Source organism: Flavobacterium sp. 102 (assembly GCF_003634615.1).
In the GTDB taxonomy this organism is placed as follows: Bacteria; Bacteroidota; Bacteroidia; order Flavobacteriales; family Flavobacteriaceae; genus Flavobacterium.
This window is the reverse complement of record NZ_RBKX01000001.1, coordinates 125,137-140,502: the sequence shown is the minus strand read 5'-3', so window position 1 is coordinate 140,502 and position 15,366 is coordinate 125,137. Positions and strand designations below refer to the sequence as shown.

At 35.7% G+C, this 15,366-nt stretch carries 10 protein-coding genes; 7 read left to right on the top strand and 3 right to left on the bottom strand.

Going from position 1 to position 15,366, the window contains the following annotated elements:
* Positions 1-69: 69 nt before the first annotated feature.
* Both C8C84_RS00700 and lysS read right to left on the bottom strand, forming a co-directional pair.
* Positions 70-516 (bottom strand): hypothetical protein, encoded by a 447-nt coding sequence (locus C8C84_RS00700; RefSeq protein WP_147406793.1) that lies wholly within the window; start codon positions 514-516, stop codon positions 70-72.
* A gap of 151 nt (positions 517-667) precedes the next feature.
* Positions 668-2,359 (bottom strand): lysine--tRNA ligase, encoded by a 1,692-nt coding sequence (gene lysS / locus C8C84_RS00695; RefSeq protein ID WP_121311693.1) that lies wholly within the window; start codon positions 2,357-2,359, stop codon positions 668-670.
* A gap of 241 nt (positions 2,360-2,600) precedes the next feature.
* Between lysS and C8C84_RS00690 the strand changes: the two genes are divergently transcribed.
* Both C8C84_RS00690 and lipB read left to right on the top strand, forming a co-directional pair.
* Entirely contained in the window at positions 2,601-3,422 is an 822-nt protein-coding gene (locus C8C84_RS00690; protein ID WP_121311692.1) for a hypothetical protein, read from the top strand.
* Positions 3,423-3,424: 2 nt separating this feature from the next.
* A complete protein-coding gene (lipB, locus tag C8C84_RS00685) occupies positions 3,425-4,117 on the top strand; it encodes a lipoyl(octanoyl) transferase LipB (protein WP_121311691.1) in 693 nt (230 codons plus the stop codon).
* 13 nt (positions 4,118-4,130) lie between these two features.
* Here lipB and C8C84_RS00680 read toward each other — a convergent pair whose 3' ends face one another.
* Positions 4,131-4,730 (bottom strand): ribonuclease HII, encoded by a 600-nt coding sequence (locus C8C84_RS00680; RefSeq protein ID WP_121311690.1) that lies wholly within the window; start codon positions 4,728-4,730, stop codon positions 4,131-4,133.
* A gap of 197 nt (positions 4,731-4,927) precedes the next feature.
* On the opposite strand from C8C84_RS00680, the gene C8C84_RS00675 reads away from it, so the two are divergent.
* The 5 genes from C8C84_RS00675 to C8C84_RS00655 all read left to right on the top strand — a co-directional run bounded on the left by C8C84_RS00675 (position 4,928) and on the right by C8C84_RS00655 (position 15,361).
* The gene (locus C8C84_RS00675) at positions 4,928-7,975 is read left to right on the top strand and encodes a SusC/RagA family TonB-linked outer membrane protein (protein WP_121311689.1); all 3,048 of its coding nucleotides are present in this window, start codon (positions 4,928-4,930) and stop codon (positions 7,973-7,975) included.
* A 22-nt stretch (positions 7,976-7,997) separates the two neighbouring features.
* A complete protein-coding gene (locus C8C84_RS00670) occupies positions 7,998-9,791 on the top strand; it encodes a RagB/SusD family nutrient uptake outer membrane protein (protein ID WP_121311688.1) in 1,794 nt (597 codons plus the stop codon).
* A 98-nt stretch (positions 9,792-9,889) separates the two neighbouring features.
* Complete coding sequence (locus C8C84_RS00665; protein ID WP_121311687.1) at positions 9,890-11,746, top strand: S8 family serine peptidase; 1,857 nt, start codon at positions 9,890-9,892, stop codon at positions 11,744-11,746.
* 103 nt (positions 11,747-11,849) lie between these two features.
* Entirely contained in the window at positions 11,850-13,787 is a 1,938-nt protein-coding gene (locus tag C8C84_RS00660) for a putative porin (protein WP_121314927.1), read from the top strand.
* Between the two features lie 212 nt (positions 13,788-13,999).
* On the top strand, positions 14,000-15,361 hold the full coding sequence (locus tag C8C84_RS00655) for a pyridoxal-phosphate dependent enzyme (RefSeq protein ID WP_121311686.1): 1,362 nt from the start codon (positions 14,000-14,002) through the stop codon (positions 15,359-15,361).
* The last annotated feature ends 5 nt before the right edge of the window (positions 15,362-15,366 follow it).

Here is a 15,366-nt window from a genome sequence, read left to right as displayed (position 1 = left end):
AAATTTTTAGTTGAATATCAATACCAAAACTAATTTATTTTAATGGAAACACAAAATTTATTTTCTTAATTAATCATTAGGAAGTTCTTTGGAGTCCTTTTTTCCTCTTCTTTCCTTCATTTTTTCTTTAACATTGGCTTTTTTCTCTTCACGAATTTTTTCCCATTTAGTGAATTGTTCAGGAGTCAGTACTTTTTTCATTTCAGTAGTTAAAGCTGCTTGTTCCTCTGTCATTTTAGCTTTCATTTCAGCCTTTTTTATTTTCATCTCTGCTTTTTTGGCTTCCATTTCAGCTCTTTTTTCTTCCCTTTTTTCTACTTGCTTAGTTACAATAGCGCGAACTTCTTTTACTTGTTTGTCATTAAGACTCAAATCTTGGGTCATTTTTTTGACCTGCAAATCAACTTTTTGTTCTGTAGTTAATTTTTCTCTTTCAGGTCTTCTTTCTTTTTTTTCTTGTGCCATTGCAGTTATGCCAACAAACAATAATAGGGCTAAAAATACATTTTTACTCACCGTTGTAAAATTGTTTTTTTGGTGTTCGTGAATCGTTGATTTCATTTTTTCTATTTTTTAAGATTATGCAGTTAGGACGCCGGCAATTTCAAAAGGTTTAAACGTTAACAAAACTTTATAAAAAAAGGAACTCAATTGAGTTCCTTTAATATTAGTTCAAAACCACCGTTTTGTTATCGCCGTCAACAACTACTTTCGTTAAACCATGCTTAGCTAAACCTTTAATCGCTGCATCCCATTTTTTACCACTCAATTGAGATTGTTCTTTTAATAGTCCTAAAGCTTGGTTGTTTTCTGTTTTCAATAAACCAATGATTACTTTTTCATCTTCGGTTAAATCCAATTGCTTTTTCTCCGGGCGCATTTGTGGGAAGAACAATACTTCCTGAATCGAAGGATTATTGGTTAAGAACATAATCAATCGGTCCATTCCAATTCCCATTCCGGATGTTGGTGGCATTCCATACTCTAAAGCTCTTAAAAAGTCGTTGTCTATGAATTGTGTTGCTTCATCATCGCCGCGTTCTGCCAATTGCAATTGGGCTTCAAAACGTTCTCTTTGGTCAATTGGGTCGTTTAGTTCAGAATAGGCATTGGCAATTTCTTTTCCGCAAACCATTAATTCAAAACGCTCTGTCAATTCAGGATTGTCTCGGTGTTCTTTACAAAGCGGAGACATTTCTTTTGGATAATCAGTAATAAAGGTCGGTTGGATAAAGTTGCCTTCACATTTGGCGCCAAAAATCTCATCGATCAATTTGCCTTTGCCCATCGTTTCATCTACTTCGATATTCATTCCGCGAGCTGCCGCAAAAATCTCTGCTTCGCTTTTGCCCGAAATATCAAAGCCGGTAAATTGTTTGATAGCATCGGTCATCGTTACACGAGCATAAGGCGCTTTGAAATTTACTTTGTGTTCTCCAAAAACCGATTCTGTCGTTCCGTTTACTTCATTGGCACAATATTCCAATAAGTTTTCGGCAAATTCCATCATCCAGTTGTAATCTTTATAAGAAACATAAATTTCCATCGCGGTAAATTCCGGATTGTGCGTTCTGTCCATTCCTTCATTTCTGAAGTTTTTCGAGAATTCATACACACCGTCAAAACCACCTACGATTAGTCTTTTTAAATACAATTCGTTGGCAATTCTCATATACAAAGGAATGTCCAAACTATTGTGATGCGTAATAAACGGACGCGCTGCTGCACCACCGGCGATGGATTGCAATACCGGAGTTTCTACTTCCATATAACCGGCAGCGTTGAAAAAGTTACGCATCGCTGTGAACAATTTGGTTCTTTTAATGAACACTTCTTTCACTTGTGGATTTACGACTAAATCTACATAGCGCATTCTGTATCGCAATTCGGCATCGTTAAAAGCATCATGTACATTTCCGTCTTCGTCTTTTTTGGGTAACGGTAACGGACGTAAAGTTTTACTTAAGAAAGTGAATTTGTCTACACGAACTGATTTTTCACCTACTTTGGTTAAAAACATTTCGCCTTCAATTCCTATAAAATCCCCTAAGTCGGTCAGTTTCCTAAAAACCTGAGTATATAAAGTTTTGTCTTCGCCCGGACATAGCACATCACGGTTAAAATACAACTGAATTCTGCCTTCGCTATCTTGTAATTCTACAAACGAAGCTTTTCCCATATCTCTGTCGCTCATCATTCGACCGGCCAACACAACCTTCTTTCCTTCTTCGAAGTTTTCCTTAACCTGTTTGGAAGTATGATCCACTGGGAATAAATCCGCAGGATAAGGGTTAATTCCTAATTCGCGTAAAGTGTTTAGTTTCTCTCTTCTAATGATTTCTTGTTCCGAAAGTTGCATATCGTATTGTATTTAAGCGTGCAAAGATAGGTATAATTTGAAAATGTGACAATTTGAAAATTTGAAAATGATTTTAAATATTTGGAGCGAATAGTTCGGGCTTTATCGGTTAGCCTTTTTCCCGCTTTTCGTTACAATAACTTTGTCAAAGCTCAAAACTTTGGCAAAGTTGATTTCCACTGCAATCGGGGCTAATTGGTAAATCATTTGTATCTTTGGGGAAAATTTTAAAATCCAAACCATGAAAATTATAAAATTACTTTTAGTACTGACCATTCTCTTTAATTTCAGCAGTTGTACCATTACCGAAAAATTAATCGTTAACGAAAATGGTGGCGGAAAATTTGCTTATGATATCGACGGCGCCAAAATGATGTCGATGATGGGAAGCGCTTTTAAAGGGGATGAAAAGCCAAGTAAAAAAAGCAAGAAGAAAAAAGACAAACCAAGTAAAGATATTGACAGCACTTTTACCTTCAAAGAAATGTTTGCCGATAAACAAGACAGTATTGCCAAGCTATCTCCTGAAGAACAAGCGAAAATCAAAAAAATGGAAAGATTCACTGTTCATATGGTTATGAATGAAGAAAAAGGAATCATGAACTATTCTATGTTTACCGATTTTAATTCGGTTGCCGAATTACAAGATATGATGTCTCCGGTAGAATCAATGAAAACATTATCTCCGACAGGTCAAGCCGGAGGAATGGGCATGGCGCCAAGTGCTTTGGAAGATAATTCTGCTACCCAATTTTTTTATGATGGTAAAATGTTCAAAAAGATAGTTTCCGAAAAAGAGAAGAAAAAAGAAGAAGAACCGACCGGTGAAATTAGTGAAGAAAGTGCTGCGCTTTCTGAAGAATTGAAATTAAAAGAATCGTTAAACATGTTTTTTGAACAATCAAACTACAAGGTAGTATACCAATTTCCAAAAGCAGTAAAGAAAGTTTCCGTTGAAAACGCTTTGTATAGTGAAGACAGAAAAACAATTACGATAGAGTATCCGTTAAAAGATTATATGGACAGTCCAAAGAAATTAAACTTTGACGTGGAATTCGAATAATAATGAACAACATAATCAAGCTCCAAGATTTAGGCAACAAAGACTATAAAGAAACTTGGGATTACCAAGAAAAACTTTTTAAAGAAATTGTCGATATCAAAATACAAAAAAGGAATAATCCTGATTTGATAACACCTAATTATTTCCTTTTTGTAGAACATCCGCATGTTTACACTTTAGGAAAAAGCGGTGATATTTCTAATTTGTTGCTTTCCGAAAAACAATTGGAAGCTAAAGGCGCTACTTTTTATAAAATCAATCGCGGTGGCGATATCACTTATCATGGTCCGGGGCAAATTGTAGGTTATCCAATCTTGGATTTAGAAAACTTTTTCACCGATATACATAAGTATTTAAGGTTTTTAGAAGAAGTTATTATTCTGACTTTAGCCGAGTATGGTATAATCGGTACAAGAAGCGAAGGCGAAACGGGGGTTTGGTTAGATGTTGGTACACCATTCGCCCGAAAAATTTGTGCGATGGGTGTTCGAGCCAGTCGTTGGGTAACGATGCATGGTTTTGCTTTAAATGTCAATGCCAATTTAGGTTACTTTGACAATATCATTCCGTGTGGTATCAAAGGCAAGGCAGTAACGTCACTTCATGTAGAATTGGGGCGAGAAATCGATGAAACAGAAATAAAGGAAAAAATTGTTAAACATTTTGCAATCCTTTTTGATTCTGTTTTTGTCTAAAAATCTAAGAAGTCTAAAATTCTAATTTTAACTGTTCCGGCAATAATCGAAAAGACTTTCGATGGTATTTGCTTACACCATATTTTCTTATCGCCTCTCTATGTTCTATTGTGGGATAGCCTTTATTTTTTTTCCAATTGTACATTGGGAATTCTTCGTGAATTTTATTCATGTATTCGTCTCTGTAGGTTTTTGCTAAAACAGAGGCGGCTGCTATACTGAGGTATTTGCTGTCTCCTTTAACAATAGTGGTAAATGGAATCTCATTTACAGGTTTAAATCGGTTTCCGTCTACTATTATATAATTAGGTAGAGGATTTAGTTTAAGAATAGACTCTTGCATGGCTTTAATAGAGGCATTCAAAATATTGATTTCATCAACAACTGTATGATCAAGATGGGTAACGCTATAGCTGATGGCTTGGGCTTCAATCATGGGCTTTAATAGCTCTCTTGTTTTTTCTGAAAGTTGTTTGGAGTCATTGAGCAAATCCAATTTAAAATCTTCAGGTAAAATGATTGCGGCAGCGGTCACAGGTCCCGCCAAACATCCTCTTCCGGCTTCATCGGTTCCGCATTCTTGAGTGAGAGATGAGAATCTTAATTTTAACATAAAAATTAATTTTGATAAAAATATAAAAACTTACGCAACCATTTGCAATAATGCGCGTCAATTAAGTGTTGAGTTGTTGGCATCAACTTAATCGCGAATTTTTTAACACAAATAAATTGTATTATTCCGAAGTAATATTTGTTTATTTAAGAAAAAATTAAGAAGTTTGCGGAATAACTAACTCAAATAAAATTAATATGAGATCGAAGTTCAAATGGATTTTTACGCTTTTACTAGCGTTATCAATGCAGTTTTCGTTTGCACAAGAGAAAACTGTAACCGGAGTTGTTTCAGATAAAACTGGACCACTTCCTGGGGCAAATGTTGTTGTTAAAGGTACTACTCGTTCTGCGCAAGCAGATTTTGATGGTAAATTCAGCATCACTGCTAAAGCCGGAGAGGTTTTAGTAATTTCATTTACAGGTTACAACAATTCTAGTGTAACTGTAGGTGCGGCCAATAATTATGTCGTTACATTAACTGACGGTATTAAATTGGATGAAGTAGTAGTAGAAGGATATAGAAATACTACTAAAGGGACAACAGTAGTGGCACAAACTACGGTTAACGCTAAAACTATTGAAAACCGTCCAAATGCGTCCTTTATCCAAACATTACAAGGGCAAGTAGCCGGTTTGAATATTACTTCAGGGACTGGTCAACCGGGTGCGGCAAGTTCGGTAGTTATCCGTGGTGCTGGTTCGTTAACTGGTAATACAGATCCGTTGTATGTAATTGATGGGATACCTACCAATGCAATTAACTTTAGATCAATCAATCCTACGGATATTGAATCTGTTACAGTGTTGAAAGATGCTGCAGCTACTGCTATTTATGGTAATAGAGGTTCTGGTGGTGTAATTATTGTTAAAACGAAACGTGGAGGAACTGGTGATGCTAAGACAAGTTTTAGATACTCTTCTACTACAGGGTATACTGAATTGCAAAAAGCGAAATATTCATTTGCGGATTCTAGAGAATTATTGACTTTAGAAAAGAGATACGGTGTAGGTAGAGGTAATTCATTAACAGATGATGAGATTGCTGCCTATGGTATTAATACTGATTGGGTTAACTACTTCTTCAGTCAAGCAAAATCAACAGATCACCAATTGAGTATTGAAACTTCGGGAAAAAATTTAAATTCTTACACTTCTGTAAGTTATTTAGATCAAGAAGGGATTTTGCAGAATACAGGTTTAAAGCGTTTTACTCTAAGAAATAATTTATCAGGAAAATCAAATAATGATAAATTTACTTATTCTCTTAATACGAGTTTAGGTTTTTCTAAAAGCCAACAAGCAGTTAGCTTAGGTACGGGAAGTATCAATCAAAACTATGTGTTAGGCGCTACTTTGGGTGCGCCATATATTAGTCCTGATGAATATGTTAGTTCTCAACAGGTTTTTGATTTGTACAATACTGATGGTACTTTATTGTATACGCCTTTGTTTTTGATTGACAAAGCTAATACTTTCTCTAATGATACTGATGAGGTTAGGATGAGTGCCGGCGTTGATTTAGGTTATAATCTATTCAAAAATGTAACAGCAAGATCTAGAACTTCTTTTGAAAATATTGAAACTAGAATCGTTCAGTGGCAACATCCAATTTCTTTTAACTCGTTTTTGTTTTTAAATCCGGGACAAGAATTTGGGGGTACAGAAAGTATTGCCTTCAGAAGAGAGTTCCGTTTCAACCAATTATGGCAAGTAGAGTGGAAAAAAACATTTGCTGAAAAACACACTGTAACGGCTTTGGGTAATGCGGAATACTATGGTTCTCAAGTAAATACTGACTTCCAAAACCAAAGAGGTCTTGACCCAAGAACCTTTGTTCCGGGTACAGGTGCCGGTTATTTAGCCGACATTACGGCTCATGATTTTTATGGGCCAACTGGAAATGCTTCTAAAATAAAATATGCTTTGCTTTCTTATTTTGGGGTTTTAGATTATGACTTTAATGACCGTTTAGGAGTAGTTGGTACAGTAAGATATGATGGTACCAATAGATTTGCAGAAGACTATTACTGGGGTACTTTTTGGTCTGTAGCAGGTAGATGGAATATCAACAAAGAAAAATTCATGGAAAACAGTGGGTTTCAAGTTTTAAAGTTAAGAGCCTCTTATGGTACAACTGGAAATGAACGAATCCAAGCGGGTACTGAATGGACAAGTTTACAACCACCGCTAACTAGAGATACTTATGCTAATAGTGCTACTGTTCCGGGTCAATACAATGGTGCCGCAAGTTATGCAGTAACTTTAGGTGTTGATGATTTACGATGGGAAACTACTACGCAATGGAATGTTGGTATAGATTTTGAATTTTTCAAAAACAGGGTAAGAGGTACTTTAGATTATTACAATAGATTAACTGTAGATTTGCTTAATACTGAACCTATATCTCCAATTACTGGTCAAACGCTGATTAACAGAAATTCTGATATTGAATTAACTAATAAAGGTTTTGAATTGTCTTTAGCATATGATGTGGTGCGTAATGAAAACTTTAAGTTTACAGTAAGAGGGAATGTTTCCAAAAACAATACTACTGTAAATGGTATACCTGAAGCACAAGGGGGAGAACAGAATCTAGGACTTACTATTAATAGAAATGGTTTGCAACCTTATGAATTCTACCTTTATCCTTATGCAGGTGTAAATCCTGATAATGGTAACTTGTTATTCGAAGCGGCTGACGGGACTTTAACTGAAACACCAAGTATTGCTGATGACAGTAGAGCTACAGGAAAAACATCTACACCGATTTACCAAGGTGGATTTGGGTTTGATTTAGACTATAAAGGTTTCTTTGCTTCTACTAACTTCACTTTTGTTCAAGATGTTTATCGTTTTGATTACGATTTACAAGGATTATACGATCCGGGATCCTTAGGGCAATTTGTAGTGTCAGATGATTTATTAAATGCATGGACGCCTACCAATACAGACACTAATGTCCCTTCGTTAAATGCTACTAATTATGGTGCTGAGGCTAATTCAGACAGATTTTTGAAGGATGCTTCCTATGTTAGATTAAGATACCTTCAAGTAGGTTATAGAGTGCCTAAGAAATTCCTTGATAAAACATTTATTACAGGTTTAAGTTTCTATGTTCAAGGAGAAAACTTATACACTTGGACCAAATGGGAAGGTTTAGATGCGGAAAGTAATAGAGGTAATGATCAAGCTCAATATCCAACACCAAGGATTTTTAGTTTTGGTGTAGATCTTAAATTTTAATAAATAAATAATAATAAAAGATATGAAAAAATATTTAAGTTTTTTTATTTTGGGTGCCGGTTTGCTTGTTACTTCATGTGACGAAAGTTTAATTGAGCAATTTGCACCCGGAGCGCTTACAGAAGAAGTTGCTGTTCAATCCAGTGAGGATTTAGCTAAGTTGATGAATGCAGCATATATACTTTTAGAACCTACCGGTGAAATAGAATTTAATTCTATTTTTACTGATGAGGCAAGTATTGGTTATGCCAATGGAGGACAAGGTTTAGGTGATAACTATGATTTCTTTCTGAATTCAGCTTCGGTTTCACCAAATGATATTTGGACAACAAATTACGTTTGTTTGTCACGTGTTAACAGGGTTATTAAATTTGCTGACAACTTTGTGCCGGTAGATGCTGCCGATCAAATGGTTGTTGATAGATTAAAAGCTGAAGCTTACACTTTGAGAGCTCATTGCCATATGCAATTGATTACTTATTTCTCTACTAATCCAAAAGATAGAAATGCATTGGGTCCAATTTTAGCTGATGATGTGTTTCCGGCTTCATATCTTGGAGTTAGAGCTACAAACGGAGCGGTTTATGATTTAATTGATGCCGATTTAGCAGCAGCTGAAGCATTATATGCTGGAGTTACAGGTACGCCTAATTCCATTTTTGCTAACAAAAACTTTACTATTGCTTTAAAAGCTAGAGTAAACAATATGAGAGGTGATTATGCTAATGCTATCACTTTTGCTGATCAAGTAATCAATACTTCAGGATTGTCTTTGGCATCTTTTGCTAATTATCCATCTGTTTTCCTTACAGATTCTAATCCTGCGAATGTTGAGGTTATTTTCAAATTGAAAAAGCAAACAGGTCAAACAAGAACGGGTGCTATTTGGGCTAGTGTTAATACTACTTTAAATGGTTCTCCTTTCTTTGAAATGGGTAGGTCATTGTTTAATGTTTTGAATACTACTAATTTGACATCTGCAACTGATTTGCAAATTACTGCTATTGCTGGTACTACATTGACTATTCCTGGTAATACTTTAGCAGTTGGAGACATGTTTGTTTCAACTGTAAGCAGACCGGCTAACGCTACTTCGGCTAACGGTACTACAACATCTCCTGCGAATTCATTGTTAGGAGGTAAAGTTTATTATGTTAGAACTGTAGTTGGTGATAATATAACATTGACTGTTGATCCAACGGTTGCTACTCCTGTAGCTGCTAATTTTGCGGGTGCTAACGGTACTGGTCTTGCAGTTGCTGTAAAAGCAAATTATGGTGATATTCGTTACACTACAAATGTTCACCCTACATCAATTATCGATTACAATTACCAAACGAGTACTGATTTTAGAAATACAGATAAAATCACTTTTAGAAAATATCCTGGTACTACTACAAATGGATTATTAGTTAATGATATCAAAATCTGTAGATTGTCTGAAATGTATTTAATTAAAGCAGAGGCTTTAATTGCTACAGGCGATTTACCTGGTGCTGCTGCTGCTGTTAAAGCAGTTAGAGATGCGCGTACTAACAGACTTCAACCATTGCCGGTTTACGCTAATGCAACTGAGGGCTATAAAGACGTGTTGAAAGAAAGAAGACTTGAGTTTTTAGCAGAAGGTTACCGTTTTATTGATTTAAAACGTTTAGGTGCTTTGGCTAATGAAGGAATTCTTAGAGATCCATTAGATTGTGCAGTAAATGGTGCTTGTTCATTACCGGTATCAGATTACAGATTTGCTTTACCAATACCAACGGATGAAACAAATCCAAACGCTGCTATTTTAGCAACTCAAAATCCTGGTTACTAATATCAAAATTCAGTAATTTATAAAAGCTACCCATTGAGGGTAGCTTTTTTTTTAAATTATATTTTTATATTTGCGATATAATTAAACGACTAAACTAAATGAAATATTTATTATTATTACTAGTTTCTATCTCTGGTTTTTCACAAACTGTTTCAGACAGAAACAAAATTATTGCCCGATATGACCAAGAAAAAATCGCTCTTTTAAAAAATAAAACAGAAGCTTATTATCGTTCACAGCAGTTGCTTATTGAACAGTATAAAAAGAATCATCCTTATGTAGAAAGTGAAACCAATTTATTGCAAAAATTTGACAATGGTTTCCCGTTGTTTTACACTGTAAATAATCAAGGCTCTGCTATTACTTTAGCAGCTGATAAATTGTATCCTGGTGGAAGCTTAGGTTTGAGTTTAACGGGAGCAGGAATGGTTTGCGGAATTTGGGATGGAGGAAGAATTAAAGATTCTCATCAAGAACTAACAGGAGGCAAAATAATTTTCGGAGATGAAAACCCTACTAATAGTGATCACGCTACGCATGTGGCAGGAACTATTCTAGCTACAGGAGTTAGTCCAACTAGAAAAGGTATTGCCTATGACGGTATTGCAGTGACCTACAGTTTTGCTGGAGATTATCCAGAAATGATAACATTTGCAGAAAATGGTAATATAGTTTCTAATCACTCTTATGGGTATATTGTAACCAATTTTCCTAATTGGAGATTTGGTTCTTATGATATATCATCAATAGAAATCGATGATGCTTCCAATGCTTTTCCCTATTATCAAATGGTTATTGCGGCTGGTAATGATAGAAATGATAACACTATTCCTCAACTTGGTGTTAAGGGCGGTTATGATATGTTAACCGGTGCCAGTGTTTCTAAAAACAGTATTGTTGTAGCTGCAGTAAATGGGGTTCCTAATTATTTGGATGAATCCAGTGTAATCATGTCAAGTTTTAGCAATTTTGGACCTACAGACGATGGTAGAATTAAACCGGACATTGCAGCAAAAGGAGTAGCAGTAAGTTCTTGTACAGGACCATCAAATTCTTCATACAGTTCTTATCAAGGTACTTCGATGGCTACACCGGCAATTACGGGGATGATTATGTTATTGCAACAACATTATAATGATTTGAACGGCGAATTTATGAAAGCTGCTACCGTTAGAGGCTTAGTATGTCATTCTGCAAAAGAAGCCGGATTAAATCTTGGTCCGGATTATGAATATGGTTGGGGTTTAGGTAATGCTGAGTTAGGTGCCGAAATTATATCAGGTAAAGATGTTACAACTTTGCTAGAGCAAAACACACTTTTGAATGCGCAAGTATTTACAAAGCAAATTTCAATTACTTCAACACAAGACATTACAGCGACTATCTGCTGGACTGATCCTACTGGAAATTCTAATGCTTCAGGTGATAATGATAACAGAACCCCAAGATTAAAAAATAATCTAGATTTAAAAATCTTTAAAGATGGGATTACTTACTACCCATGGAAATTAGATCCGTCTGACCCGGCCGCAGGTGCTACAAATGATTCAGATAATGATGTCGATAATATTGAAAAAGTGCAGTTGTTTGGAGCGGAACCGGGAGTTTATACGATTCAAGTTACTCACAAAGGCACATTATTAGGTGGTCAACAAGATTTTTCTCTCATTGCCAATGGAGTAGATGGATTAAGTTTGAATACCAGAGACTACAATTTGGAGGATAACATTTTTGTTTATCCAAATCCAACTAATGACATATTAAATTACAACATAAAGAATAATATTGAAATTACCTCAATCAATATTCATGACATCTCAGGAAAGGAATTATTTAGAAATGATAGCGTAGTGGATTCAAGTGCTATAAATGTTTCAAACCTTTCTTCAGGAGTCTATTTTATAACTTTCCAATCAGATAGAAATTCTGTAACGAAGAAGTTTATCAAGAAATAATTTTTCTCCCAAAATATTTTAAACCATCTCCATAAAAAGGGATGGTTTTTTTATGATTTTATTACAAATTGTTTTGTGTATTTTTGCCTTGAAATTTATTCGAATGAGAAACTTAATTATCGCTATCTTTTTATTGACTTCTTATGTCGGTTTTTCTCAAACGAGAACAAACGGAACGCCCAAAGAAGGCAATGCTAAAGAAGGAGTTCAAAACGAAACACCGAAAGCCACTTTTGACCAATATAGAATTATCACTTTGCAAAGAGATACAACCTATGTTGATACCTCATTGACCATCAAAAAAGAATACGAATACAATTATCTAAGAAAAGACATCTTCGGTTTGCTGCCGTTCGCCAATGAAGGACAAACTTACACAGTTTTAGATTATGGTTATAAAAGGTTTTCTTCTTTTCCCGAAATAGGTTTCTCCGGAAAACACTTCAATTACATGAAACCGGACGATATAAAGTATTATTCAGTTGCCACACCGATAACCGAGTTGTATTTCAAGACCGTAATGCAACAAGGACAATCTGTTGATGCTTTTATTACCGTGAATACATCCGAACGATTTAACATGTCGGTTGCGTTCAAAGGCTTGCGTTCCCTTGGAAAATATATCAATCAATTGTCAAGCACCGGAAACTTCCGATTCACGTTAAGCTATAATACTTTAAACAAAAGATATTACCTAAACTTCCATTTTACCGGACAGGATTTTCTAAATGGTGAAAACGGAGGAATTACAACTTTGGAGGATTTTGAAGGTGAAGACGCTGCTTTTCAAAACAGAGCTCGATTAGAAGTATATCTCAGAGACGCCAAAACTTTTATGAAAGGGAAAAGGTTTTTCCTCGACCACAACTTCAGAATCAATCCGAAAGCAGGAAACAATAATCTTTATTTAACCCACCAATTCAATTACGAAAATAAATTCTTCGAATACAATCAGCAAACAGTGGTGTCTACGGTAGGAGAAAATGAAGAACAGGTATACCGATTTGGAGACTCATTTGTGTCTTCAGGAGTCAATGACCAAACGCGTTATAACCGAATGTACAACAAAGTCGGAGCAATTTATGAAAATTCACTACTCGGAAAATTCCAATTCTTCGCCGAAGATTTCAGGTACAATTACTATTATAACAGAATTCTGATTTTGCCTTCCGGAGTTGTGCCAAGTTCCATTAATGACGAAATTAATACCGTTGGCGGACAATACCAATACCGTAAAAATAAATGGAACGGGACTTTTCAATACTCCAATTCCATTTCAAATCAATCGCTGTCCAATTTTGATGCCCAATTGAGGTACAAACTCAACGATAAAAATGAGTTTTTGTTCCAATACCAAATGCTGAACAAAATTCCCGACCATACGTATAACTTATACCAAAGCAGTTTCATAAACTACAATTGGTACAACAATTTCAAAAACGAAAAGATTAACAACTTGGAAGCAACCGCCAAAACCCAATGGTTCGAAGCTTCATTACAAGTGAGTTCTATGAATGATCACTTGTATTTCAGCGATGATTCCACCGATCCGCAACAACAATTGATTTCGCCAAAACAATACAATAAAACCATCAATTACCTGTCGGTAAAAGTCAGTCGCGAATTCAAATGGTGGAAATTGGCTTTAGATAACACTATCCTTTACCAACAAGTAGACCAAGAAGACGATATTCTCAATGTGCCGAAAATCGTCACCAGAAACTCGCTTTACTTTACCGATTATTTCTTCAAAAAAGCATTGTATCTCCAAACCGGCTTTACATTCAACTATTTTACAAAATACTACGCCAACGATTATAATCCGGTAACCGCCGAAGCATTTGTTCAGAATCAAAGAGAAATAGGCGATTTTCCAATGATCGATTTCTTTGTTAACGCCAGAATTCGCCAAACCCGAATTTTTCTAAAAGCGGAACATTTCAATTCCAGAATGACCGGTAATGATTTCTATACCGCATCCAATTATCCGTATCGCGATTTCATGATTCGCTTCGGATTGGTGTGGAATTTCTTCCAGTAGTTTGAGATTAAGAGGAGAATGTTCAGTGGTCATTCGTTTTTTATTTTTAGAAACAAAACGTTCGGGCTTTATCAGCTATGGCAATTCCTGCCTTCCGAGTTACACGGTAACTTCTCCAGTCAGGGTTAAAGGATAAATTATTCGAATTTTTGTAAACAATATTATATTCGATACCTTTACAAACTCAAAAAAAATATAGAGCAAACTTCATAATGACATACGCAGAAAACATATTAGGAACTATCGGCAACACGCCTTTAGTAAAATTGAACAAAGTTGTAGAAGGTATCGATGCTTTGGTTTTAGCCAAAGTAGAAACCTTTAATCCGGGCAATTCTACCAAAGACAGAATGGCACTCAAAATGGTAGAAGACGCAGAAGCCGACGGCCGATTAAAACCGGGTGGAACTATTATTGAAGGTACTTCGGGAAACACCGGAATGGGTTTGGCCTTAGCGGCCATCGTAAAAGGTTACAAATGTATTTTTGTAATCACCGACAAACAATCCAAAGAAAAAATGGACATCTTGCGTGCTGTTGGCGCCAAAGTAATTGTTTGCCCAACCGATGTTGAACCAACTGATCCGCGCTCCTATTATTCGGTTTCTAAAAGATTAGGAACTGAAATTCCAAATTCATGGTATGTCAATCAATACGATAATCCAAGCAATGCACAAGCCCATTACGAGCAAACCGGACCTGAAATTTGGGAGCAAACCGATGGAAAAATAACGCATTTCGTAGTTGGTGTTGGAACAGGCGGAACGATTTCAGGTATTGGAAAATATCTAAAAGAGAAAAATCCAAATATCAAAGTTTGGGGAATCGATACTTACGGTTCTGTATTTAAAAAGTATCATGAAACCGGAATCTTTGACGAAAACGAAATCTATTCTTATATCACAGAAGGCATTGGTGAAGATATTTTACCTAAAAATGTTGATTTCTCAATTATAGATGGTTTTACTAAAGTTACCGATAAAGACGCAGCCGTGTACACCAGAAAAATTGCTTTAGAAGAAGGAATTTTTGTCGGGAATTCAGCCGGGTCTTGTGTGAAAGGTTTGCACCAATTAAAAGAACATTTCACTAAAGACGATGTAGTGGTTGTGTTGTTCCACGATAGCGGAAGCCGTTATGTTGGCAAAATGTTCAACGATGATTGGATGCGTGAAAGAGGTTTCTTAGAAGAAGAAATCACCAAAGCGGAAGATGTGATTAAAGACCATAAGGACAAACCATTGGTAATTGTGCGTACCGAAGAATTAGTTTCACATGCTATTGAGCGTTTGAAAAAATACAACATCTCTCAAATTCCGGTTATCGACACAACAGGATTCGTAGGAAGTATAGACGAAACCGATTTGTTCAGAAGCTATGTCGAAGATAAAAACATAGCCGAAAAGCCAATCAAAGAGATTATGGGAAAACCTTATCCAATCGTAAATGCGAATGCGCCAATCGAGGAAATTTCCAAACTAATCAATAAAGACAATCAAGCGGTCTTAGTCGATTTAGGGAATGGAAAACATCACATTATTACCAAACACGATATTATTAGTTCGATTAAATAAATAAA

What these genes read in the sequence shown, in the direction of transcription:
- lysS (WP_121311693.1), bottom strand. Translation starts at nt 2,359, where the DNA reads ATGCAACTTTCGGAACAAGAAATCATTAGAAGAGAGAAACTAAACACT.
- C8C84_RS00690 (WP_121311692.1), top strand. Translation starts at nt 2,601, where the DNA reads ATGAAAATTATAAAATTACTTTTAGTACTGACCATTCTCTTTAATTTC.
- lipB (WP_121311691.1), top strand. Translation starts at nt 3,425, where the DNA reads ATGAACAACATAATCAAGCTCCAAGATTTAGGCAACAAAGACTATAAA.
- C8C84_RS00680 (WP_121311690.1), bottom strand. Translation starts at nt 4,730, where the DNA reads ATGTTAAAATTAAGATTCTCATCTCTCACTCAAGAATGCGGAACCGAT.
- C8C84_RS00675 (WP_121311689.1), top strand. Translation starts at nt 4,928, where the DNA reads ATGAGATCGAAGTTCAAATGGATTTTTACGCTTTTACTAGCGTTATCA.
- C8C84_RS00670 (WP_121311688.1), top strand. Translation starts at nt 7,998, where the DNA reads ATGAAAAAATATTTAAGTTTTTTTATTTTGGGTGCCGGTTTGCTTGTT.
- C8C84_RS00665 (WP_121311687.1), top strand. Translation starts at nt 9,890, where the DNA reads ATGAAATATTTATTATTATTACTAGTTTCTATCTCTGGTTTTTCACAA.
- C8C84_RS00660 (WP_121314927.1), top strand. Translation starts at nt 11,850, where the DNA reads ATGAGAAACTTAATTATCGCTATCTTTTTATTGACTTCTTATGTCGGT.
- C8C84_RS00655 (WP_121311686.1), top strand. Translation starts at nt 14,000, where the DNA reads ATGACATACGCAGAAAACATATTAGGAACTATCGGCAACACGCCTTTA.